The organism is Persephonella marina EX-H1 (assembly GCF_000021565.1).
GTDB lineage: Bacteria > Aquificota > Aquificia > Aquificales > Hydrogenothermaceae > Persephonella > Persephonella marina.
This window is the reverse complement of record NC_012440.1, coordinates 1,741,998-1,762,701: the sequence shown is the minus strand read 5'-3', so window position 1 is coordinate 1,762,701 and position 20,704 is coordinate 1,741,998. Positions and strand designations below refer to the sequence as shown.

General features: G+C 35.3%; 29 protein-coding genes and 1 tRNA gene. 5 read left to right on the top strand and 25 right to left on the bottom strand.

What is annotated here, in order from left to right; translation table 11 throughout:
* Positions 1 to 47: 47 nt before the first annotated feature.
* Positions 48 to 269, top strand: coding sequence for a ferredoxin (locus tag PERMA_RS09135; protein WP_012675991.1), 222 nt, complete (start codon positions 48 to 50; stop codon positions 267 to 269).
* 18 nt (positions 270 to 287) lie between these two features.
* On the opposite strand, the gene PERMA_RS09130 is transcribed toward PERMA_RS09135, so the two are convergent.
* From PERMA_RS09130 to PERMA_RS09115, 4 genes are read right to left on the bottom strand one after another with little or no spacing between them, the layout of a single operon-like run.
* Positions 288 to 593, bottom strand: a complete 306-nt coding sequence (locus PERMA_RS09130; protein ID WP_012675234.1) for a hypothetical protein — start codon at positions 591 to 593, stop codon at positions 288 to 290.
* Between the two features lie 59 nt (positions 594 to 652).
* Positions 653 to 1,264, bottom strand: coding sequence for a Tll0287-like domain-containing protein (locus PERMA_RS09125; protein ID WP_012676619.1), 612 nt, complete (start codon positions 1,262 to 1,264; stop codon positions 653 to 655).
* Positions 1,261 to 1,923 (bottom strand): phosphoribosyltransferase, encoded by a 663-nt coding sequence (locus PERMA_RS09120; RefSeq protein WP_012675526.1) that lies wholly within the window; start codon positions 1,921 to 1,923, stop codon positions 1,261 to 1,263. The genes PERMA_RS09125 and PERMA_RS09120 overlap by 4 nt, the downstream gene beginning before the upstream one ends.
* Entirely contained in the window at positions 1,923 to 3,509 is a 1,587-nt protein-coding gene (locus PERMA_RS09115; protein WP_012676664.1) for an ATP-binding protein, read from the bottom strand. Before PERMA_RS09115 ends, PERMA_RS09120 begins: the two co-directional genes overlap by 1 nt.
* A 72-nt stretch (positions 3,510 to 3,581) precedes the next feature.
* Here PERMA_RS09115 and PERMA_RS09110 point away from each other — a divergent pair, with 72 nt between their 5' ends.
* Genes PERMA_RS09110 through PERMA_RS09100 form a run of 3 tightly spaced genes read left to right on the top strand, consistent with a single transcriptional unit; the run spans position 3,582 to position 6,954 of the window.
* Positions 3,582 to 4,697, top strand: a complete 1,116-nt coding sequence (locus PERMA_RS09110) for an MFS transporter (protein ID WP_012676637.1) — start codon at positions 3,582 to 3,584, stop codon at positions 4,695 to 4,697.
* Between the two features lie 26 nt (positions 4,698 to 4,723).
* Positions 4,724 to 5,704, top strand: coding sequence for a tetratricopeptide repeat protein (locus PERMA_RS09105; RefSeq protein WP_012676750.1), 981 nt, complete (start codon positions 4,724 to 4,726; stop codon positions 5,702 to 5,704).
* A gap of 2 nt (positions 5,705 to 5,706) precedes the next feature.
* The gene (locus PERMA_RS09100) at positions 5,707 to 6,954 is read left to right on the top strand and encodes a sigma-54 interaction domain-containing protein (RefSeq protein WP_015898944.1); all 1,248 of its coding nucleotides are present in this window, start codon (positions 5,707 to 5,709) and stop codon (positions 6,952 to 6,954) included.
* Here the strand turns inward: PERMA_RS09100 and gmhA are convergent.
* Entirely contained in the window at positions 6,947 to 7,528 is a 582-nt protein-coding gene (gene gmhA, locus PERMA_RS09095; RefSeq protein ID WP_012676120.1) for a D-sedoheptulose 7-phosphate isomerase, read from the bottom strand. The two genes, PERMA_RS09100 and gmhA, sit on opposite strands and share 8 nt — an antisense overlap.
* Before the next feature lie 56 nt (positions 7,529 to 7,584).
* Here gmhA and PERMA_RS09090 point away from each other — a divergent pair.
* Positions 7,585 to 7,675, top strand: a tRNA-Ser gene (locus PERMA_RS09090).
* Positions 7,676 to 8,198: 523 nt separating this feature from the next.
* Here the strand turns inward: PERMA_RS09090 and PERMA_RS09080 are convergent.
* The 20 genes from PERMA_RS09080 to PERMA_RS08985 form a co-directional block, all read right to left on the bottom strand.
* Complete coding sequence (locus PERMA_RS09080; protein WP_015898943.1) at positions 8,199 to 8,651, bottom strand: synaptonemal complex protein 1; 453 nt, start codon at positions 8,649 to 8,651, stop codon at positions 8,199 to 8,201.
* On the bottom strand, positions 8,620 to 8,865 hold the full coding sequence (locus tag PERMA_RS09075) for a hypothetical protein (protein WP_012675223.1): 246 nt from the start codon (positions 8,863 to 8,865) through the stop codon (positions 8,620 to 8,622). Before PERMA_RS09075 ends, PERMA_RS09080 begins: the two co-directional genes overlap by 32 nt.
* Positions 8,862 to 9,983 carry a hypothetical protein gene (locus PERMA_RS09070; protein ID WP_012676315.1) on the bottom strand — a complete coding sequence of 374 codons (1,122 nt, stop codon included), beginning with the start codon at positions 9,981 to 9,983 and terminating at the stop codon, positions 8,862 to 8,864. Before PERMA_RS09070 ends, PERMA_RS09075 begins: the two co-directional genes overlap by 4 nt.
* A 2-nt stretch (positions 9,984 to 9,985) precedes the next feature.
* The gene (locus PERMA_RS09065; RefSeq protein WP_041530937.1) at positions 9,986 to 10,414 is read right to left on the bottom strand and encodes an N-acetylmuramidase domain-containing protein; all 429 of its coding nucleotides are present in this window, start codon (positions 10,412 to 10,414) and stop codon (positions 9,986 to 9,988) included.
* Positions 10,411 to 10,812: a hypothetical protein gene (locus PERMA_RS09060; protein ID WP_041530936.1), complete on the bottom strand. Its 402-nt coding sequence runs from the start codon at positions 10,810 to 10,812 to the stop codon at positions 10,411 to 10,413. The genes PERMA_RS09065 and PERMA_RS09060 overlap by 4 nt, the downstream gene beginning before the upstream one ends.
* 11 nt (positions 10,813 to 10,823) lie before the next feature.
* On the bottom strand, positions 10,824 to 11,738 hold the full coding sequence (locus PERMA_RS09055) for a hypothetical protein (RefSeq protein ID WP_012675823.1): 915 nt from the start codon (positions 11,736 to 11,738) through the stop codon (positions 10,824 to 10,826).
* 12 nt (positions 11,739 to 11,750) lie between these two features.
* On the bottom strand, positions 11,751 to 12,299 hold the full coding sequence (locus PERMA_RS09050; protein ID WP_012676749.1) for a hypothetical protein: 549 nt from the start codon (positions 12,297 to 12,299) through the stop codon (positions 11,751 to 11,753).
* Between the two features lies 1 nt (position 12,300).
* Positions 12,301 to 12,966: a phage tail protein gene (locus PERMA_RS09045; protein ID WP_012675828.1), complete on the bottom strand. Its 666-nt coding sequence runs from the start codon at positions 12,964 to 12,966 to the stop codon at positions 12,301 to 12,303.
* A complete protein-coding gene (locus PERMA_RS09040) occupies positions 12,966 to 13,418 on the bottom strand; it encodes a hypothetical protein (RefSeq protein ID WP_012676311.1) in 453 nt (150 codons plus the stop codon). Before PERMA_RS09040 ends, PERMA_RS09045 begins: the two co-directional genes overlap by 1 nt.
* A 6-nt stretch (positions 13,419 to 13,424) precedes the next feature.
* On the bottom strand, positions 13,425 to 14,624 hold the full coding sequence (locus PERMA_RS09035) for a DUF2586 family protein (protein WP_012675476.1): 1,200 nt from the start codon (positions 14,622 to 14,624) through the stop codon (positions 13,425 to 13,427).
* Positions 14,624 to 14,923: a hypothetical protein gene (locus PERMA_RS09030; RefSeq protein WP_015898883.1), complete on the bottom strand. Its 300-nt coding sequence runs from the start codon at positions 14,921 to 14,923 to the stop codon at positions 14,624 to 14,626. Before PERMA_RS09030 ends, PERMA_RS09035 begins: the two co-directional genes overlap by 1 nt.
* Positions 14,920 to 15,372: a hypothetical protein gene (locus PERMA_RS09025; protein WP_012676130.1), complete on the bottom strand. Its 453-nt coding sequence runs from the start codon at positions 15,370 to 15,372 to the stop codon at positions 14,920 to 14,922. Before PERMA_RS09025 ends, PERMA_RS09030 begins: the two co-directional genes overlap by 4 nt.
* 96 nt (positions 15,373 to 15,468) lie before the next feature.
* The gene (locus tag PERMA_RS09020) at positions 15,469 to 15,828 is read right to left on the bottom strand and encodes a hypothetical protein (protein WP_012675824.1); all 360 of its coding nucleotides are present in this window, start codon (positions 15,826 to 15,828) and stop codon (positions 15,469 to 15,471) included.
* A 93-nt stretch (positions 15,829 to 15,921) separates the two neighbouring features.
* Entirely contained in the window at positions 15,922 to 17,478 is a 1,557-nt protein-coding gene (gene terL, locus PERMA_RS09015) for a phage terminase large subunit (protein ID WP_015898931.1), read from the bottom strand.
* Complete coding sequence (locus PERMA_RS09010; RefSeq protein WP_012676622.1) at positions 17,468 to 17,980, bottom strand: hypothetical protein; 513 nt, start codon at positions 17,978 to 17,980, stop codon at positions 17,468 to 17,470. Before PERMA_RS09010 ends, terL begins: the two co-directional genes overlap by 11 nt.
* A 2-nt stretch (positions 17,981 to 17,982) precedes the next feature.
* Positions 17,983 to 18,276, bottom strand: coding sequence for a hypothetical protein (locus tag PERMA_RS09005; RefSeq protein ID WP_012676595.1), 294 nt, complete (start codon positions 18,274 to 18,276; stop codon positions 17,983 to 17,985).
* Positions 18,260 to 18,553 (bottom strand): hypothetical protein, encoded by a 294-nt coding sequence (locus PERMA_RS09000; RefSeq protein WP_012675956.1) that lies wholly within the window; start codon positions 18,551 to 18,553, stop codon positions 18,260 to 18,262. Before PERMA_RS09000 ends, PERMA_RS09005 begins: the two co-directional genes overlap by 17 nt.
* Positions 18,535 to 18,816 (bottom strand): PDDEXK family nuclease, encoded by a 282-nt coding sequence (locus PERMA_RS08995; protein WP_012675310.1) that lies wholly within the window; start codon positions 18,814 to 18,816, stop codon positions 18,535 to 18,537. Before PERMA_RS08995 ends, PERMA_RS09000 begins: the two co-directional genes overlap by 19 nt.
* Before the next feature lie 81 nt (positions 18,817 to 18,897).
* Positions 18,898 to 19,536 carry a hypothetical protein gene (locus PERMA_RS08990; RefSeq protein WP_012675734.1) on the bottom strand — a complete coding sequence of 213 codons (639 nt, stop codon included), beginning with the start codon at positions 19,534 to 19,536 and terminating at the stop codon, positions 18,898 to 18,900.
* A 3-nt stretch (positions 19,537 to 19,539) separates the two neighbouring features.
* Positions 19,540 to 20,703 carry a baseplate J/gp47 family protein gene (locus PERMA_RS08985; RefSeq protein WP_015898942.1) on the bottom strand — a complete coding sequence of 388 codons (1,164 nt, stop codon included), beginning with the start codon at positions 20,701 to 20,703 and terminating at the stop codon, positions 19,540 to 19,542.
* Position 20,704 lies beyond the last annotated feature (1 nt).

Sequence of the window (20,704 nt, the reverse complement as noted above, 5' to 3'; positions counted from 1 at the left end):
TAGACTTAATTTTTACTAACTTATAATCAAAACAGGAGGTTTGACCTATGAAAGTTAAGGTTTCTGTAGATGCAGATCTCTGCACAGCATGTGCTTTATGCTATGACGAGCTTCCAGAGGTTTACGAAGATGCTGGAGACGGCATAGCTAAAGTTAAAGACGATATAGGTGGAGATGGAGCTGTTATAGAAGGTGAACTTGCCGAAAGAGCTATGGAAATCACAGAAGAGTGTCCATCAGGAGCTCTCGTAACAGAAGAGGTTGAGTAATTTCTCTATAGAGGGGGATTATCCCCCTTTTCTGTCCATAATCTCTTTCTTCCTTATTTTCTCTTCAAGTTCAAGAATATCTGTCTTAGGTTTTTCTATGTCATTAAAATGTCCTTTAAGAAAAGCGGCTATTATAATGAAAAGCCATCCTATTATCGTAAGTATGTGAGCAAAAATCTGGATAAGAAATCCTCTGAAATCTGTCTCATTGTTTGAGAAATCAGAGTTCAGGAACTCAACAGTTCTTTCAACCATTAACCCTCCAACAACAAAAACAACAAGAACGGTAAGGACTATCCCTACTGTCTTCTGGTCAAATCTCATAATAAAACCTCCCTGAAAAATATAGGGTAATATATATCAGGGAGGCTGATTATCAATATTTATTTCAAGGCTTCCTCAGGAATGGAAACCCTTACCACACCTCTAAAATCACCTTCTTCATAGTTTATAGCCTGATCACCTGGATAGAGCTTCATAAGTTTTGTCTGGAGTTTTGGATCCATATCACGGAGTTTTCCATGACATGTAAGACATACTGGAAGAACCTTTAATGGTTTATAAAATCTGTAGTAAGTCTTTCCATCTATAACAACCTTTTGAAGATAATAATCTGGAAGTGGCTTTTTCTCCTTTTCGAATTTCTCAAAATACTCTAAAGCTTCCCTCTCGTAAAGGTCAGGTGCATTTTTAGGGTTTCTGTATCTTAAAGATGTCCTCTTTATATCTATCCCCTTTCCTATTTCCTTTTCTACCTTTTCTGTCAGCTGTAGAGCTTTCTTTGAGCATACATCAATAGCATAAAGAGGACCTCTCTTTAAAGCCTCAATAAGCTCACCTTTTAATGTTTTCAAAAGTTTTTTCGTGGCACTACTTCCTATCTGGACTATCTTTTTCTCTTTTTCAGGAGGAATCTCTGATGTTTTTTTTGTTGCACATGAAATTGAGAATATTAAAAGTCCTGACACTACAGCTGCTGCGATAACCTTTCTCATTCTCTGCCCTCCTTTTTATACAGTAGTCCTTCTTTTTCTGCCTTTTTTATGTAATTAAACATCTCATCATCTGTTACCTGATGAAAGTCTTCATAAAACATTCCCACCGCAAAAAAAGGTGTATTGTCCTTATGGTAACAGATCACCTGATCAAAAACTTTTTTGACCCTCTCTACACTGTCAACAGGACAGACCGGAACAGCAAGTATAACCTTCTTTGCTCCTCTTTTTTTCAGGTACTCACCTGCAACCATTGCTGTATAGCCTGTTGCTATTCCGTCGTCAACAACAATAACAGTTTTATCCTTAACATACGGTTCTTCTCCTCTGGAGTACTTCTTCAGTTTTTCCAGGGCACCTTCAAGAGCTCTCTTTTTTGCTTCTTCAAGCTCCTTTTCCGAAAGATAAGCATAAGAACTGATCATAAATGTTCCATCTGGAGCTATAGCTCCTATAGCTGCCTCAGGTTCATAGGGTGGGGTGATCTTTTTAGTAACAACCATATGAAACGGAATTCCCGTCTCTTTTGAAACATAGTAAGCTACAGGAACACCTCCCCGTGGTATTGCAAGGATGACTACATCCTCTGTTTTTTCAAGATTTCTTTTTATCTCACCAGCTAAAAGTTTTCCTGCTTCCTCTCTGTTTCTAAATTTCATCACAGATTTTCCAGCTCTTTCAATGGATCTTCTATATAATAATCTCTATCCTTTTCAAACTTTTTCCATTCTTTCACTACATTGATATCGTTTCCTTCTATCTTTTCCTCAGCTCTATCTATCTTCACAAGAAGTGGTATCCTTGTCATATTTCCTATGATTATTCCCTCACCTGGATTCAGTCCAGGTAGATAGTCCATAAGCTCCTGCGATAATGACTCACTTGCCCTCTGAACATGCTTCTGATCTTCAGGTTCAACAAGCTTCAGTATAATCATATTATTCATCTGTGAAAGTATCTCTTTATCAAGACCTTTTGGTCTTTGAGTTACGACAGCAAGACCTAGTCCAAACTTACGACCTTCCCTTGCGATCCTTGATATATAGTACTTTGATTCTGTGTTTCTCTTCTCACCTGCAAGTATGTGTGCTTCTTCTATAACTATTAAAAGTGGAAACGGAAGTTTTGAGCTTCCTTTTCTTACAGCCTTCTTTCTCTCTTCAAGAGACCATCTAAGTATGTTTGATGCTATAGCATCAGCTACATCCTCATCTAGCTCCGAAAAATCAAAAACATTAACCATACCCGGTTTTATCTTCTCAATCAGTGGTGGAACACCGAGTTTTATAATATGACCAAGTTCAAGCTCAAGATCCTCCAGTTTGTTAAGAACTTCAAATAATGATTCTTCTCTGACCTTACCTTTTATTTTACTTCCTATCTCTGTCTCAGGATCAGATATATCCTCTATTGTTGATTTTAATCTTGATAGAAATTCAGATGTATCTATATAGTTCTGCCAGTTATCACCTCTTTCCTCTTTGAGCTGTTCCATCAGATACTCAAAAGCAATACGGAAGTATCTGAACTGAACATATGCGTTCTGCTTTATACCTATTAAGGATGCAAACTCCTTTGGTTTTAGCATAACAGGATTTATTAAAGGTGGGATCAGGTTAACAGCATTCTTTCCATTTTTTGTGAGCTTACTCTTAACGTACTCTCCATGGAAATCAAAAACAGCTACAGTTCCTCCTAAATTTATAATATTCTTCAAAAGAACGGAAACTGTGTTTGATTTTCCTGCACCGGTAACGGCGAGTATAGCAAGATGTCTTAACACTATCTGCTCAATATCCACATAAACAGGTATGTCCTCTTTTTCTGAAAGAAGTCTTCCTATCCTGACAAACTTTTCACTTTTTGCACCAAAAACTTTCTTTAAAAGATCAGGGGGTGCCTCCAAAACCTCTGCTGCTGGAAGCGGTGGTGTCCTCGGCATCTGGAGGAAAACTTCATCACCATTATCCAGAATCTCTCCCAGTATACTTATCTCACCTCTGATGTAGTTCTCATTAATAGAGAACTTTTTTATACTCTCAGCTGCTTCAGGAGCCCTGATATCATCTGGAAGATACGGATTACTCCTCTCAAGCCTGTGAATCATCCCGAGGACTGTTTTACTTTCCCCCGAACTCTCCTCATATGTCAGACAGACAAACTGACCTACCCTTACAGGTTCATCAGTTATAAAGTTAACCCTGTTTGGTCTTGTTGCTCCGATACAGATACCTATCTGTTTCATTTTTATTCCCTGCAATATAATATTTATTTTCACAATTAATTATAAATTAAAAAAGCAGGATGGTTTCCATTTATGAAAAAAAGTTTCCTCAACACAGTCCTAATTATAAACCTGATAACATTTTTTATAACTCTGTCATATGAGATGGTATTTTCTGTACTTCCTTTCTTCCTTGTAAACAGCATAGGTGTTTCAATGTTTGTAATAGGAATTATAGAAGGAGGTTATGATCTTGTATCTAACCTTGTAAAGATCTTTTCAGGTTACTGGTCAGACTTTTTAAGCAGAAAACGGATGATAATCTGGACTGTAGCATTATCTATATTCAGTAAAATTTATTTCACCCTCGGAAAAAAATGGGACGATTTTATTATAGCTGTAATTTTAGAAGCAACTTCAGACGGCTCTTTTGCACCTGTAAAAGACACAATTCTTTCCTCTGAAAAAAAGGAAAATATAGGAAGAACTTTTGGAATAAATAGGGCTTTTGAGAATGTTGGATCCTTCCTGGGTATACTTATAGCTCTTGTGTTTCTTATATTTTTTCTCGGAAAAGCTGATTACCAGGATTACTTCTATCTATCTCTGGTTCCTCTAATATTAGCCCTGATTCTTGTGTTTTTCATCAGAATACCCAAAGAGAGAAAAACTAAAAGAATAAAGATAGTTACCTGGGAAATTTTCTTCCCCAAATATATTTTCCTGTTCTTTTTGCTTTCATTCGCAAATTTTGGATACTCTTTTTATATTTTAAAGATATACAAACAGGTTGATAGTGAAGCAATAACAGTAAGTGTATATCTCATCTTCTCAATAATAATCGGTATTGCAGCACTGATAAGTGGAAGGTTCTTTGACCGTCTAGGTGAGAAAAAGCATCTAGAGATGACAGTAAGTATGTTCCTTATATCTCACATTCTTATGATTATCTTTCCTGTTGCCGGATTTATACTATTTGCTTTTGCAGATGCATTTCTTGATATAGGAATATGGGCCACATTAGGAAAAAAAGTCAAGTTCAGAAAAGGATTCGTTTTTGGTATGTACCATTTCACGGTAGGTTTCTCTTCTCTTATTGCCGGTGTAATTGCAGGGTACTTATGGGAAAGTATAAATGCTGAAGCTCCTTTTGTAATGGGTGTTATAGCATCTTCCATTGCTTTTCTTATAATAAAGAGATATTTTTGACTATAATATAAGTAAGGGGGTAAGATTTGAGCTTAACAGGAAAGTTTTTGACAAAAAAGAGAGAAGAGATCGATTCAGAATCAGCAGATATACACCCATTCAGCAGGGTAAAACCAAAAAGAAAAAAGAATGTACTGATCTTTTTCCTAATATTAACAGCAATTTTTATCTATGCAGGGATATTCTTTCTGGAAATATCTGGGGATACAGGTAAAAATAAAGAAATTCAGGTTTCTCAAAAACAGGAAATAGTTTTAAAGGAACATCAGGAAAAAAAACAGACTAAAAAAATAAAAACATTGAATTATCCACCTGTAAATATAAAAATTGAACAGGTAAAATCAGAGATAGACAGGGTGTTTAAAAATTCCAGAGTATTAACTCTTGTTCCCCAAAAACCATCCTTTAAAAAGGAAACAAATAAAGTTAAAAGGGAAACTAAAAGAGATAAAATAATCTCATATATAAGAAAAGGAAAAGAGGCAGAAAAGAGAGGAGACATAAAATCAGCTATATACTTTTATAAACAGGCATGGAGACTTAATAAGAGTAACTCTGATATTATTTTTAAGATAGCTGATCTTCATTACAGAGGAGGATATTACAAAGCCAGTATAAAGTATGCAAATAGAACGCTTAAGGTCAAGAAAGATTACATCCCAGCTATAATTCTGAAGGCAAAGGCATATGAAGCCCTTGGAATGAGAGAAAAATCAAAGGCTATACTTGAAGAAGCTTACTTTATGTATCCTGAGAACAAAAAGATCATATATAATCTTGCCCATTTATACGAAAAGGAGAGATCCCTTGTTATAGCAAAAGATCTGTATAAAATATTAGATGAGATGGGTTATATTGAAGGATCGTTAGGGCTTGCCCGTGTAAATGAAAAGTTAGGCTACAAGGATAAAGCCTACAGAATTTACAAAAGGCTTTTAAAACATCCTGATCTCTCAAAGGAGCTGAGATACCGTATTGAGGAAAAGTTACTCCTTCTTGGAGATTAGATATGAACTTACTTGAGAAAGGTTTCAGCATTATTCTCAACAATAATCTTGAGATACTCTGGATAAGTGAGGATTTTTCCCTATACCTTGGGTATCATACGGATGAGCTAATAGGAGAACCTGTATCAAAGATTGTTGAGACAGACATAAAAAGTAAAGTTGACATCCCAAAATTCTTCGGGATGATAAAAGATTCTTCCAATCATCTCTCTACAGGTATTTTTAATCTGTCCCGTATATACAGCAGAGACGGATCACCAGAAGGCTATATACTGCAGTTTTACTTCCAGGAAAGGGAGACCGAAGATGAAGACTTTCTTGTTTTTAACACACAGAATATAAAGATGAAAAAACTCCTTGAGAAGGCATCCTTAATCGCATACTCGGATGTTTCTGTTCTGATCTCAGGTGAGACGGGAACAGGAAAATCTAAACTTGCAAAATGGATCCATATAAACAGCAACAGGGTCTCATTTCCTTTTGTATCTGTCAACTGTTCAGCTATTCCTGAGACATTATTTGAGAGTGAGTTTTTTGGATACGAAAAGGGAGCATTTACAGGTGCAACAACATCAAAACCTGGAAAAGTTGAGATAGCAGATAATGGAACACTATTTCTTGATGAGATTGGAGATCTCTCACTTACATCACAGGCAAAACTCCTTGTTTTTGTTGATACAAAAGAGTTTGAGAGATTGGGAAGCAGCAGACCTAAAAAGGTGAATGTAAGGATTATCTCGGCAACAAATAAAAATCTCTTACAGAGTATAAAAAAAGGAGACTTCAGAAGCGATCTGTACTACAGAATAGCAATAACCAGGATAGAGATTCCACCTTTAAGGGAAAGAAAGGAGGATATACCTCTTATTGTAAACAGCTACTTACACAGGAAGGGAAAGAGAATCACACAGAGAGCTATGGACTTTCTTATGGAACATGAATGGTATGGAAATATAAGGGAGCTAAGGGCTGTTCTTGAGTCTGCATGTATAATGGCCTATGACAGGGATGTTATTGATATCCAGCATATATCAGACGAGTTTCTCACATTTGAGGAGATATACACGGATACTACAGAGTTTGAGCCGAAATTATCTGAAGATAAGATGTTCAGCGAAAAGGAAAGGATAAAGGAGGCATTGAGAAAATCTTCAGGAAACAGAAAAAAAGCGGCAGAAATGCTTGGAATTAGTGTAACAACTTTATGGAGAAAGATGAAAAAGTACAATCTTGTTGGAGAGATCAGCTGATCTCACCTGTAAGATAAAGATCTACTATCTTACATAGAGTATGTTCAAGAGTAAGGTGAACCTCCTGAATTCTAGCTGTACTGTTATGTTTTACGATAAAAGGAAAATCTACAATATCCTTCAGTTTTCCACCATCCTTTCCTAAAAAACCAGCTGTGAACATACCTATCTCTTTTGCTTTCAATACAGCTCTTACAACATTTTCTGAATTTCCACTCGTTGATATGCCTATAAGTATATCTCCCTTCTCACCCAGAGCCTCAACCTGCCTTGAAAATATATTTTCAAAGCCGTAATCATTTCCTACAGCTGTTAATATTGAAGTATCTGTAGTTAAAGCTATTGCAGGAAATCCTTTCCTCTCAAGTTCAAACCTTCCAACTATCTCAGCAGCAAAATGCTGGGCATCTGCTGAACTACCGCCATTACCGCAGATCAAAACCTTGTTTCCATTTTTCAATCTTTTAGCCAGAAGAATTCCAAAATTAAGAATTTCTTCTGCATACTCATAAACAAACTCTTTTTTTAAAGAAGCACTCTCCTCAAAAATATTTATTACAGAATCCTGATCCATAATACAGCCCTTGATTTTTATAATAGGATTATTATAATATATATCCTCACATCCGTGGAGGGTTGGCCGAGCGGACGAAGGCGGGTGATTTGAAATCACTTGTGGGTTAACAGCCCACCGGGGGTTCGAATCCCTCACCCTCCGCCATTTATAATTTTATAATTTCCCAAAAAAATGGGACACCCCCACTTTCGCAAATCCTTGATTATCAATAACTAAAAAAGTGTCCCAGACACATTAAAAAACTGATTTTCACTTTGTCCAAAAAAATGGGACAGTTTAGGATGGCAGTTCTCAGTATAAGGATTTAATTTTTAATTAACCACTGATGAGGTGACAGCTGGAAAATCGGCGTTGCCAGCGGCGGGGTAGGGGTTTCCCTATGCCGGTATGAGGGGAAGTAGCCGTCCCTCCATCTCATTAGTGGGTTTTCCTTTTTAAATTTATTTCCAGACTCTCACACCAGTTCTTATATCTCAACCAGTTTTCACTTAAAATTTTCGCATTCACTACATTTACACAATAATAATACTCCCCTTCAAACTGGACACGGAAGATTTGGTAAGGTTGAAAGGCAGGCTTTTCAGGAACAACAGGTTTTTGACACTCTATATAAACAGGCTTTTCTATGTATTTATACACTATTTTTTCTTTTGGCTTAATGCTACAGCTACTTGCCAATATTAGAAAGCACATTGAATATATAATCTTTCTCATGGAGCTGTTCTCCTGTTTCAATTTTGAGTTTGCATTCTTTCTTTACAATTACGGTTGGTTTCACGGGTTCTGGTTTGGTCATTTTCAGTTTCTGCAGGTCAGATATAAGCTTGTCTTTTTTCTGTAGTAAGCTGTTACAGATGTTTTTCTGTTCACTTAGTTCTCTTTGTAGCTGTTTTATTACTTTGTCTCTTTGTTCTATATTGGATAGAAATGTTTTCTTGTTGGAGTTACAGATTTTTATTTCATTTTCTTTTTGTTGTAACTGTATTTTTATTTGTGAGATCTGCCTTTCTAAATTCTCTATCTTTAATCTCTGCTGGAGTATAAAACCAGCAACAAAAAATAAGACAAGTATATAGCCAATCCATCTTTTATTTATTAGGCTTAATAAATTCAGCCACATTTTTTACAGCCTCTTTGAACCTCGGAAATAGTTTGTTTATTCCGTATAGAGAAGCTATCAGGTAAAAGTGATTTGTAGGGAAATCAGGGATGGTTGCTGTTTTTACTGTTATATAGCTTGCTGATATCATATAGTGAATCAGTAGTATAAAACCTGATACTCTTGTAAAGGACCACTTTCCATCAGGTTCCTTTAGCATTGTCAGGATACTCATCTTCTTTTCTCCAGTAGATATATGAGATGTAAGAAGTCTATTCCTGCCAGATGTGAGCTGTAGTTATACTCATTTCCGTTTAGAGCCTTTTCCCACTGATAGTCGTTTCTTCTGCATCTTGGTGGGATAACAACTTTACTGTAATATTCTGTTGATTTTCTGAATCTAAGCATGTTTTTAAGATTCTTAAATTCTGTTATGTTTTCTTCCCAGATCTTCTGGCATCTGTCTGGTTTTTTTGTGTAATCTTCTGCCCAGAGCAGGACCATGTCTTTATCACTGATTAGTCCTGCGAAGTCTGGGTTGAACCAGAAGCGTCCATATATAAAATCCATCGCATATTTGAAGATGTTATTCCTGGTTAGTCTGTATAGAGAGTAATAATAGAGAAAATTGCTGTGTATATAATACCACTGGAGATATTGATATCTGCCTAATGCAATGGCGAATGTTGAATTTATTAGAATGTCTATAGCTGCAACTGGAAATATCAGATAATAAAGAAGCATATATTTTTTCTGTCCTGTAAGTCTATGCATAAGCTGAAGTAATGTAAGCAGTGGTAGAAAATGCCCGCTATTGGCAAAGAACCATCTTAAGAGATATCCTCTATCCATGTTTTTGCTGTTTGATTTGAATATCAGATAGGGCTTTTCAAATAATGCACTTTCAAAGGCTTTAATCACTTCTCTTTTAAAATCTTCCTCAATGTCAATCTCTCTGCTGAAATACATCTCTGTTAGCATGTATGACAAGCCAGCAAACATATCCCCTGAAAAGTTTTTATTAGTCTTTGTGTCTGCTTTTCTATTTAGTTTGCCGTCTTTTATATAACTTTTTACAAGCTCTAATACTTCTTTGTCTTTTGTGGCTACATACCATATAGAGATAAACTTTACAGCATCTCCTGCGTTTTTAATTTTTTCTATTTTTGTTTTTAGTTCTTCATGTATCTGATTTGCATGCTCTTTAAGGTTTTTATCCGAACTCTTAAACAATTCTGGCTTAAACTTGAACTCTGGTTTCCACAGGAACCTGGCTGTAAGATTAATAGTCCATCTTATTGGAGAAAGTAGAATGATTAGAAAAAGCTGAAACAGGAAGTAAGCATAGAACATAACTAAACCCTCAATAGTTTTTCTATTTTTCTGGCATATCCGATTTCATCGCCGTTGTAATATCTGGCGAATCTTCTGATCTTTTCAGGGTCTGATTTTAGTTCTTCAACGGAGAAATTGATTTTTCTTTTCTCTATGAATTCTTGAAAGGCTTTTTCCTGGAGTTCTTCATTGTATAGAAATTCAAAGACCGTGGTGTCTATCAGGTTGTAGAAATACAAGTTATACCCCATTATCTGAAAGTAGCCCCAGCTCGTGGAGGCTATCATAAGGGCTGTATAATAGGTGCATTTGTGTATTTCTCTAATTTTTAATACTGCAGTATCATTTGTTCTATTTTTCAAACGTTCATAAAAATGCGGTTCAAAACGAACCGCTAATTTGTTATTGCTACTTTCAATTTGCTTGATAATCTCAGCTAAAGTTTTCATGGCAGTGGACTCGTTTGAATTGATTGTTCATAGATTTGTTGTTCTATGTTCTTCATATCTATCTGTAAGAGCTCATCTACTGTCTGAAATGCTGCAAGGTCGTTATCTATGTAAGACCAAATGAGGTTATCGTATGTAGAATACCAATCAAGCAGTGTTTGAGCTTCCTGGTCGTTTTGAGAAGCATAAATTTGAACATCTGCGAGTCCGTTATATTGATACTGGTCTAAAATACTGTTTACTCTCTGTTTGGCAAGCCAGGCGAGCGTGTCAGAAAGTGCTTTTTTAAGCTGGACTACATCATTGGGGACATTCCAGATTTCGTTCCCTTGTCCGTCTATCTCTTTAGCTTCTATGTTTTCGTAAATCGTGTTCCCAAGTTTGATTATCCTTATCATTTTAACCTCCCTTAGAGAATTAGGTTTGTGATGATATTTCTTGGAGTTCCGTTTGCATCTTTTACGACATTCAGTATGTTTGCTTCAAATGTTGAAACTGCCCCGTTGATTGTTAATGATGAACCGTAAACTCCAAGAACTTTTACAGATTTCGCATTTGCAAAGTGAAATGCATCATTTCCTGTAGCATTTGTATATGAAACGTTAACGTATTCAAGGCGAACAGCTGGCATAGAATCTATTAAAGTAATTCCGGTATCATTGTCTGTTGAAATAGAAATATTACAGTTATAAAATCCGATACCACCATTCATATTAAATGATGCATCTCCTTGATATACGTGGGTATTCCATGCAAATAAAGAAACTGGTGAAGCTAATCCTGTAAATTGAAAATCACTGTCTATATTTCTAAACCACAGTCTGTTATTATTTCCTTTCAGGATTTGTGTTCTATTATTGATAAAGCTTATTTTAGGATTTCTCCCTAAGGCTGTTAAAACATCCTGGGATGCTCCAAATACTACAGATATATTGTCTTTGTCCACTGCTTCTTTAGTTGTGTCACATGTAACGTCTGTTAAAAGCCAAATAACCCCCCATCCACCATTTGGAATTCTTGATAATGCTTCCTCAGGAGTCTTAAGTGGATTAGTTAATGAACCGTCGTTTCCGTCATTACCGTTTATATAGTCTAAGTATAGTATTTTGGTCATTGCATTGTTTAGATTAGCAATCAAATCCTGAACAAGTTTATTTCTGTTATCAAATGTAGCTGTTTTTAAGTTTCCAAACTCATCATAATATTCCATTGTTATAGTCCCTGCTGGAGCAGATAAGAACTCTATGTATTTCCTTACAAATTCATCACTGTTTTTTAGTGTCCTTAATGCATTTTCATTTAACCCTTGAACGTCTATACCCATTATTTATCCTCCTTACATTCCAAGTTTTGATTTAATCTTTTGTATTTCTTGTGAGAGGGATTTATTCCATGACTTTAGCATTTCTATTTCGTTTCTATGCTGCTGAAGTAATTTACCAAGCGATACAGAGACGGAAAGAATACTTAGATCCTGTTCAGTCTCATAAAACGGAACATACTGGAAATCAATCAGATTATTAGCATTGTTATAAACAAGCTGAATTTTGAAAGTCTGACGCAATGCTGGAGGGAAAGGATAAGGTGGTTTTGCTATCATAAACAGTGTTCCATCTTCAAGATATAAGCCAAATGTTCTTCCATAGCTTGTTGCTTCTTCTGGCGGGATATCTACAAGAAATTCAACAGTGTTATCGTTTACTGGGAAATATCCGCTTATATCCGCCTGTTTCCATACTCCGCTTATATCTGTTAGAGTTGGGTCAAGTGTTATGTCTTGATTTGAAACCTTATAAAACTTTGGTTTTATGGATTTCCCTGTTTGTGAAGCATCTGCCAGTGCATAAGAGCCTTTGACTGTTAGAATACTTTGTCCTACTGCCATTTTACACCTCTACAAATTGTGTTGTTGATGCCACTTCTCCCATAGAACCTGCATAAACAAAAGCTTCTCCTTTTGATGTCCACTTAAAGCCTGTTATCATTTCACTATAGGCTGTGGTTTCTGCCATTGTGCCTGATGAAAGATAGCAGTTTGTTTTTGTTAGGTAAGAAAGGATTATTTCTCTCAGTTTTTCATGAGTTGGTTTCAATTTGTTTACTATGTCTATAACAAGTTGAACGGTTTCTGCATTTATTTGTCTTTCTGAAGTTGTTTCTACCCTGAACTCTGCCCATCTGCTTGGATCTATTTTTAAAACTGGTGTTATTTTTACATTTTCAAAGCCGTATAAAGATAAAATTTCTCTAATTCCCTTTACGGTTCCTGCTTTTTCATACCAAGATATTGCGTTTATAACTCTGTTTCTAAATTCCTCTTCTGTTTCAGATTTGAATCTGTTAAATCCTCTTTCTTTACCAAGCAGATATAAAGCATTTGAACTTGCAAGTTGTGGAAACCTTTGTCTTCTTACTGTAAATGCATGTTGCCTGAAGTTTTCAATATTAGATTCCCAAACCTGGTAAAGCTTGTAAATATCTCTTTCTGTTTTATCTTTATTCCCTGTTTTAAAGCTTGTGGGAGATATTTCCCACAGCCAGTCTGCAATCATTATGCTTTAACTCCCCATTCAATTGGCTCTAAAAGGATTAGAGCTATTTCCACATCAACCTTTTCATCGCCTTCTGCTGCTTTTGTTTTTGGATTATCCATTTTTACAGACGGCAGTTTATCTGTAACAGTTACGTTAAATTCATCATCAAGGTAAGATATGGTTATAGGGAAAGGAGGTATCTGGGAAACTCTCTGTTTACCCTGGGTTCTTACCCACTCCATTAAAATGTTAAATCCGGTTCTTGTTAAGGTGATTTTTGCTGACCCTTCCCATCTGCCTTGTGTCCAGCCAAGTGGTTTATTTCCTCTACCGTACCGAGCTTTTATGTTGTCTTTATCTTCGTAGTCAATGGCTACAATATGGTCTTTTAATACTTGTGGTGCATCGTCTATTCCTATTTCAACAGAACTCCAGTCATATTCTTTCCCATTGATTAATACGTTAGCCATTTTTTATTAACCTCCTATTTCAAGAAGTGGATTCTCAAAGGATTGATGTATTTCAATCCAATCCATATGTGGTGTTGGAATTAGTTTTGTGTAAACGTTCAGTGTTTTTGTTGCCCAGATATCCTGATCTTCTGGAATGTAAACTCTATAGCCATAAAGTTCTTTCTGGTCATACATTCCTACTTTTAAAGCATGTTCTATTTTTGCTTTTAATTCCTGAACTGTAGGTGATTTTGTAGGTCTTACTGGATTTGCAGGATCCTGATTGTTTGGCGGAAGTATTTCACCTTTTATATACTTCAGGGTTGTTTTTCTTGAAATTTTTGCAGCTTTATCAGCCACTCTTCTTGCATACATAAAGTGATAATCAGAAGTTGGATCATTTATTGCAACAGGATTTGTTACATAATATCCTGCATATCCATCGTAGGTTCTGATGGTTATGAAACCTGCCTGGTCAAGTGTATAAATATGGGAATAGGTAAGACCATCTGGAAGTGAAACAAGATTTTTAATAGGAAATGCTCCAACTTCTCCAATGTCCTGAGAGACTTTAGCTCTTGAGATAAGTCCCATTATAGAACCAAGACCGTTTCTATATCCCTGATTTCCCTTTATGTTTGTAAATGTCGCATAAGCAGCAACAACAAATGTTCTTAAAGCATTAAATCCAGACCATTCGGATATTAGATTTGTAACATAAGTATCAAAATCTGGTTCTGTAGTTGTATCTCTGTCTCTTGCTTCTACAATTGCCCAAACATATATGTGTCTTGATACAAGAGAAGTAAGATAAGACTCTATTGATGTTGCAAGTGTTTTATCTACAGGTGTTAGAACTGCTATATATTCAAAAAGTGCATCTCCATTTACAAGTGATTGTTCTACTGCTGTTTCTATTGCAGTAAGTATATCAGCCGATGTGCTTGAAGCTGCAGATATTGCGTAAACTATCCCCTGTCCATTTGAAACAGCATCAAGTAGCTTGTCTGCAAAAGCACCACCAAATAGCTCTATCGCTTTTTCGTAATCATTAGGTAGAAATAATCTATAAACTTGATTTGCTGTAGCTGTTCCAGATGTATCTTTAACTCCAACTGCTATTGCTATTCCATCTCCAGTGGCTGGTATTCTTCCTAATGCACCATCATAAAAAAGAACATCAACATCTGGTAATGCTGATTTCTGTCCTTCTACTCTAATCATTATTTACTGCCTCCTTTCTTTTTAGTTACTAATGCACCTGTGGCAATATCTTCTCCTTCTTTTTCTGGAGATTTTTTTGATAGATCTGGTATTTCATGGCTTTTACTGTTTAAAAAAGCATCCATCATCTCTTTAAATTTTTCTTCTGACATTTCATCATCATCTTTGATGTTGAAAGCAGCTTTCATACCTTCAAAAATGTGCATTCTGTTTTTTAGAACTATTTCTCTTTCTTTATCTCCCTGTTTAATTTTTGCTTTTTTAATTAAAAGTTTTTCTGCTATCTCTTTTGCTTTCATGAGAATATAACCTCCTTATTAATTGGTATTTTGGGGTAATTTTTATCTAAAACTGATATACCTTTTACTGTTAAAACTGTTCTATATTTGTTTATTCCTTGTTTGTCTGTTTCTTCCTGGAATTCAAAAGGGTTGATGTGAAGCTGCAATATTTCTCCATTTGAATCTGTTTTATAGGGATTGTTAAGCACAGTAGATACTATCTGGTCCAGTAAGCCAATCTGACTTTCAGAGATGAGTGCATTTAATTCAATTGTATATATAAAATCATCAATTTTGTATCTAATTGTTATATCTGTATCTGTTTTTATTGTTCTCCATCTCTTTCTATTTCTTTTGATATTTTGACCTGCAAACTCAATAGCAAGTGCTGGAATAGTAGAATGTTGTCCATACCCTTTATGGGCTTTTGTCGTATTAATAATCTGAGAGAAGTCAGCTACTAACATATTTAAAATCTCTTGGCTACTCGGTATTTTAATCATGTAAAAAAGATAGAATGTGAAGGTAGAAAAAGTTAGGACAGGTTGGACAGATAAAGTGTATTAGTAATAAAGACTTACCAATTTAACTACTTCTTCAAAAGGTATTCTTTTATTTTTGTCTTCCAATGTTAAAATCTGACCTTCCATTATTCTATGATGGATAGTTGAGCGAGAAATTCCAGTTACTTTAGAAGCTTCCCTAATGGAATAAGAAGCCTTTACCTCTCCTAATTTTTCTATGCTTTTTTGTTTTACCCAGCTTTCAAAATCTACAATTACTTGTCTTTGCAGGCTTAATTTTTCTTTTAGTTTTCTGTTTATTCTTGCTAGTTCTTCATTTAATTCCTGTTTTCTCCTGATAAGATTCCAGATTTCATCCTGAATTAAATTCCCCTCTTTTGTAGGTATTTTTACACCCATGGGCAAATCCCTCAGATTGCGTTTACTTTTTTTGTGAATCTACATGATTTATTTTTCTGTATCAAGTTAGGAAGAAATTGATGTGGTTGAGCATTAGTATTGAATTTCCAGTCTTTTAGAATTCCATGGGGTAGAATCTACTATTTTTACTTCTCCTGAAGACTTTTCAAACTCTCTTATCGCATAAGCAAGAGCATCAGGTAAATCATCGTGGGCACCTTTTGGGAACTCTTCTAATTGCTCTAACAGGCGAGTTTGATTTTCCCTAAACAGAATTAACCCGTTTTCAACCAACGGTTCCAAAGATTTAATTCTAACTTCTTTTGGTGCATTTGCTTTTACAGGCTTAATAGGCAAATGAACACCTTGTTTAGAAGCTTCTCGCATAACTGTATTCTTATACAGTTCTTGAAATATTTGTGATTCAAAGATTATTTTCCGTGGTTTATATAATTGATATTTTTCAATCAATTTATTTACAAACTTTAAATCTGATATCCTTTCTCCAAAAGCATCTAACACATAATATAAGCCTGTACTCATATCCTTACCAACAGTTACTATTGCAGAATAATCTCCATCCTTTTTTCCTGTAGCAGGATCTACTCCCATTACAACATCTAATTTTTTGCCCCATACTTCTGTTATGTCGTAATATTGGAACCAGTCAGGCTTGAATATCATATCTTTTTCTGAGCGAGGTCTGTTTCTATATTCCTGGGCAAAGGCAGTAGAACCTATTTGTTCTTCTTTTTTCCTTAAACTTTCTAAATCCCAATAACTATCCCATAAAGCCTTTTCTTCGCCATTCTTATCAATAAACGGTGTTGCAAAGAAAACTGCAAACCATTCTTTATGTTTTCCTTGCTCGTATTCTTTGAGTAACCTACTTGGAAGGTCATCGTAGTGTAGTATGGTATTTGTGAAAATTATAAATGCGTCTCTATCTGCCATAGGTAAAACTGCTCTTTTGAACCTGTTGTAAATTTTTTCTCTTAGTGTTGGACTCTCTGCTGCCTGGTCTTTTATTAGGTCGTCACATAAAATTAAGTCTGGTCTTGTCGCTCCTTTTCTTGAACCTCTTATTCTGCCGTCAATACCTCTTGCAGATATAGAAACTCCATTTTTAAACTTAATATAATTTGCTTTCCACGGTGAGCCTTCAAGCTCTCCAAAATCTTCAAGTAGTTTTTCATTTTCTTCTACTTCAAGTTTTATATTTTCAAGAATCTCTTCTGCAGCTTCTTTTGATGCAGCTATTACCATTATGTTTTTATGTTTTTCAAATATCGCATTCCAGAGTAGAAAAGCTTCTGCCCTTGTTGTTTTTCCATGTCCTCTTGGTTCAATATTAATTATTCCTTTTATATTTTTCTTAGGAATTAGGTATTTCCAAGTTTCAGGTTCAGTCCATTCTTTTAGTTTTTCAACAATCTCTGGAGTAGCATTTCTTGTATTAAACAGTTGGATTAAAAGCTTTTGATATGGAGCTGGCTCGGAAAAGAATTTATGAGATAGATAATAGCTACAAAAATACCAGAAATCATTTTTAGCTTTTTCTACCCTTGCTTGTTTTTCAGGATCTTGCTGAGGAGACCTGCTTTTTACCTTTTCTAAAGCTCTTTTTATACCTTCTTTTTTATAACTCATCTTGAAGTCTGTTTATTATTTTTTCTCGTAGCTGTTTGTCCTCTACCACTTCAATTAATACCTTTGTGATTTTTTCAAACAGCTTTTCTGTATATTGAATCAGCTGAGTTTTTGTTTTTTCTACATAAGCAGTTGAACGGGAAAGATTTGCTGAAGCATTTATAAGAGATAAAAGCTTGTCAATCTTTTTTTCTTCTATTTCTCCTTTTTCCTGCCATTCTGCAAATAACTCCATAAGCAAGCCATTGGTAAGCAGTGCTATATTTTGAGACTGGGTCATAAGGTCAAAATCTTCATCTGAAAGTAAACCTGCCTGTTTTAGCTCCAGTAGTGGTTTGACTCTCTGGATAAATCTGTGAATTGATGTTTTTGAAGCATGGGCATTTGGAAATTTTATTTTCAACTCTGTTTCTATTTCTGCTATTGTTTTACCTTCTGCATACATCCTTGCAACTTCTTTTTTTAAGTGTGGCTGTTTATCAAAATTGTGTTTTCTTGGCATAGTTAAATCTCCAAGTCAATGTTTGCGTCTATAAATTCTTTTTTTAGTAGTGCTTTTCCTTTAGGTGTAATCCTGAATTTCATAGCATCATCAAGTATTGGGTGATTGTTTTTCGGTTCTATATAGTGCTTGTTGACAAGGTATCTTATATTTACATTCATTAGGTGATGTCTGTCTGGAAACAAGTGCCAATCATAAAGAAGCCCTTCAATAAAAGCTATAGTTAATCCTTCATTTCCCATTTTGTCTAAGAATTTTAAGATTAAGGCATTAATCTGTTTATCTACTTTTTCCATTTCTTATCTCCATAATAAGTTTTTTGATTTCTTCAAACTCTCTTTCCATTTTTGCTTCTGTTTTATTGTGATATGCAAGCCATTCATCTCTTTTTAGATATTTATCAGCTATTTCTTCCCGGAGCTTATAATGTTTTTCTTGCAGGTTCTCTATTTTCTTGTTGTGACTGTCTTGAAGTTTTGAAAGGTCTGTTTTTAAACTTCGTGTAAACCAGACTAAAGCTCCTACCGTTCCTATCAGTTGTCCAATACTGATTGCTATTTGCCATTCCGACATTTAATTTCCTCCAGATAAATTCTTAGGGGTATTACGATATAAGGCTCTTTTCTGTTGGCTTTGATTACGAGCTTATCTGCTCCGTCAAAGAGGTTTAAAACTGAGAAAGTTTTTCTGGCTTTCACTTGAATAGAACCTACTCCTTTAACCTGTAGGTCTGCTTTTCCAAGGCTTCCTGCAGACCTTATAACTTCAAAACCATACTCTTCAAATATTTTTTTCACTTCCCGTTCTATTCTTGAACCTTTTGCTTTTGCTTTCATTTTCCAGCCTTGAATGTAGTTTTGATAAAAAAATAAAACACAGCTGCTGATAGTGTTAGGACAGGTTGGACAATGAAGTTTTTACACTGCTATAGTATCTGTGTCTGCTGAAGGTGGCAGTGGCTTTTGCTTTGCCCAGTCTTCAAATGCGAGGATTGTTTTACCTTCCATTCGTTCTTTTTCGTATTTCACAAGGAGTTTCCTACAATATTCTGATGTTGATTGTGCTGTGCATGTTTTTGTTTTGTTTGCAGTATTTTCAGATGTATTATCTGCTATATCATTTGTGCCAGTAGAAGTTTTCTTTTCCTTTTTTTCCTCAGGTAACTGAGCTTCTATTAATTGAAGAGTTGCCTCTATTCCAGTGTCTGTTTCAGAGGATCTAAGATCATAGAACTGAACCTTTTTTACTCCTCTTGCCTTGCAGTGTTTATCTATGATAGTCCAGATAACAGGTCTGCCATCTTTTAATCGCTTGAAAGCTTTTTCAATCCGTTTCAGCTTTTCAAAAGCAGTAATATCCTCTTCATCAGCAAGACTAAATGTTATATCTATATATGCGGGTTCGTATCCTTCATACAGTCTTGTAAGGGAACTGTTTCCTTCTCCTGTATCATCCTGATATTTTATACTCTTATTTATTTCAAGTCCTGTATTGTCTATTGGCAAAACTACTTTATTTCCATCTTCATCAATCAGCTTTACTACTCTATTTTCCATTCCTTACACCACCTGCAATGTTAAGCCTTGAAGTGTTGGAAGTTCATTTGGATTCACAGCAATATCAGTTGTTGGACTGTTTATGTTTACTTTTTCTACTCCTTCTATTTCCATAAGGACATAGTAAATAGTAGAAAGAGTTATATTTTTACCAATAGTAAATCTTCTACTTTCGTAATCAAAAATTATTTCCTTATAGTCTGGGTTATAAATGAACAGGGCATTTATTCTTCTTTTCGCTTCAGTTTGAATTAACGTTTTATCTGGATAATCAGAATAAGATGTTATCGTTATGTCTAAATTAATCTGTTTTTCCACAGGAGCCTTTACCAGAACATCTGCAGCTGGAGTTTTTACATCATCTATTACAGCCTGAACCTGTGAAATTAAATCTGTTGTTGGCATTCCAGAAGATGAAACTATGTATATATCAGCTGTTCCCTGTCCTCTTGGATGCTGATTGTCTATATAACAATCAACTACACCATCAACAGACAATGTATGAAATCTATAATAATCATCTGTAAATATAGACTTTGTAGCCCACACAAGAAGAATTCTGTTTCTGAGACTTTCGTCTGTTTCCTCATCTGTTCCTTCTTCAAGTAGCCAGTTGGCTGGGTTATATATTTCATCAATTCCAGATATATATGTGGTCAGAGTGCTTATCATTCCCTCTCCCACATTGTATTTTGCTCCAGATTCTTCAGCTTCTATCTGGACTGAAATTTCTGCCTGTCCATCTATCAAGACTTTTTCCTCGGTGGTAATAAACTTCAACTCTTCTCCAAAAATGTTAGGAGCTGTTTTTATTATTGTTCCTTTTGGAACAAGTATATTTCCTGATGTATCTGTTCTTCTGAAAAGTACATATCCTTTTGCTTTCTTTGCAGGTTTTCTTGTAATTCCAAATGTAGCTGCGTGAACATCAAGCCACTTCCCCTTAGCAGTCATCACAAACATATTTGGAACAATATGTTCTCTCACAAGGTCATACAGCTGTTTTATAGCCTCTGAGTTTACTTCAAGAAGCGTTCTATATGCTCCACCGACGTTGTAGTTTGTTATTTTAGGGTTTTTTTGTCTTGATAGTGTAATTGATTCTTGTAAGAGCTGTTCAAATGTTGGATAGTCTAACAAGCTGTCCAATGTCTGTTTATAGTCCATT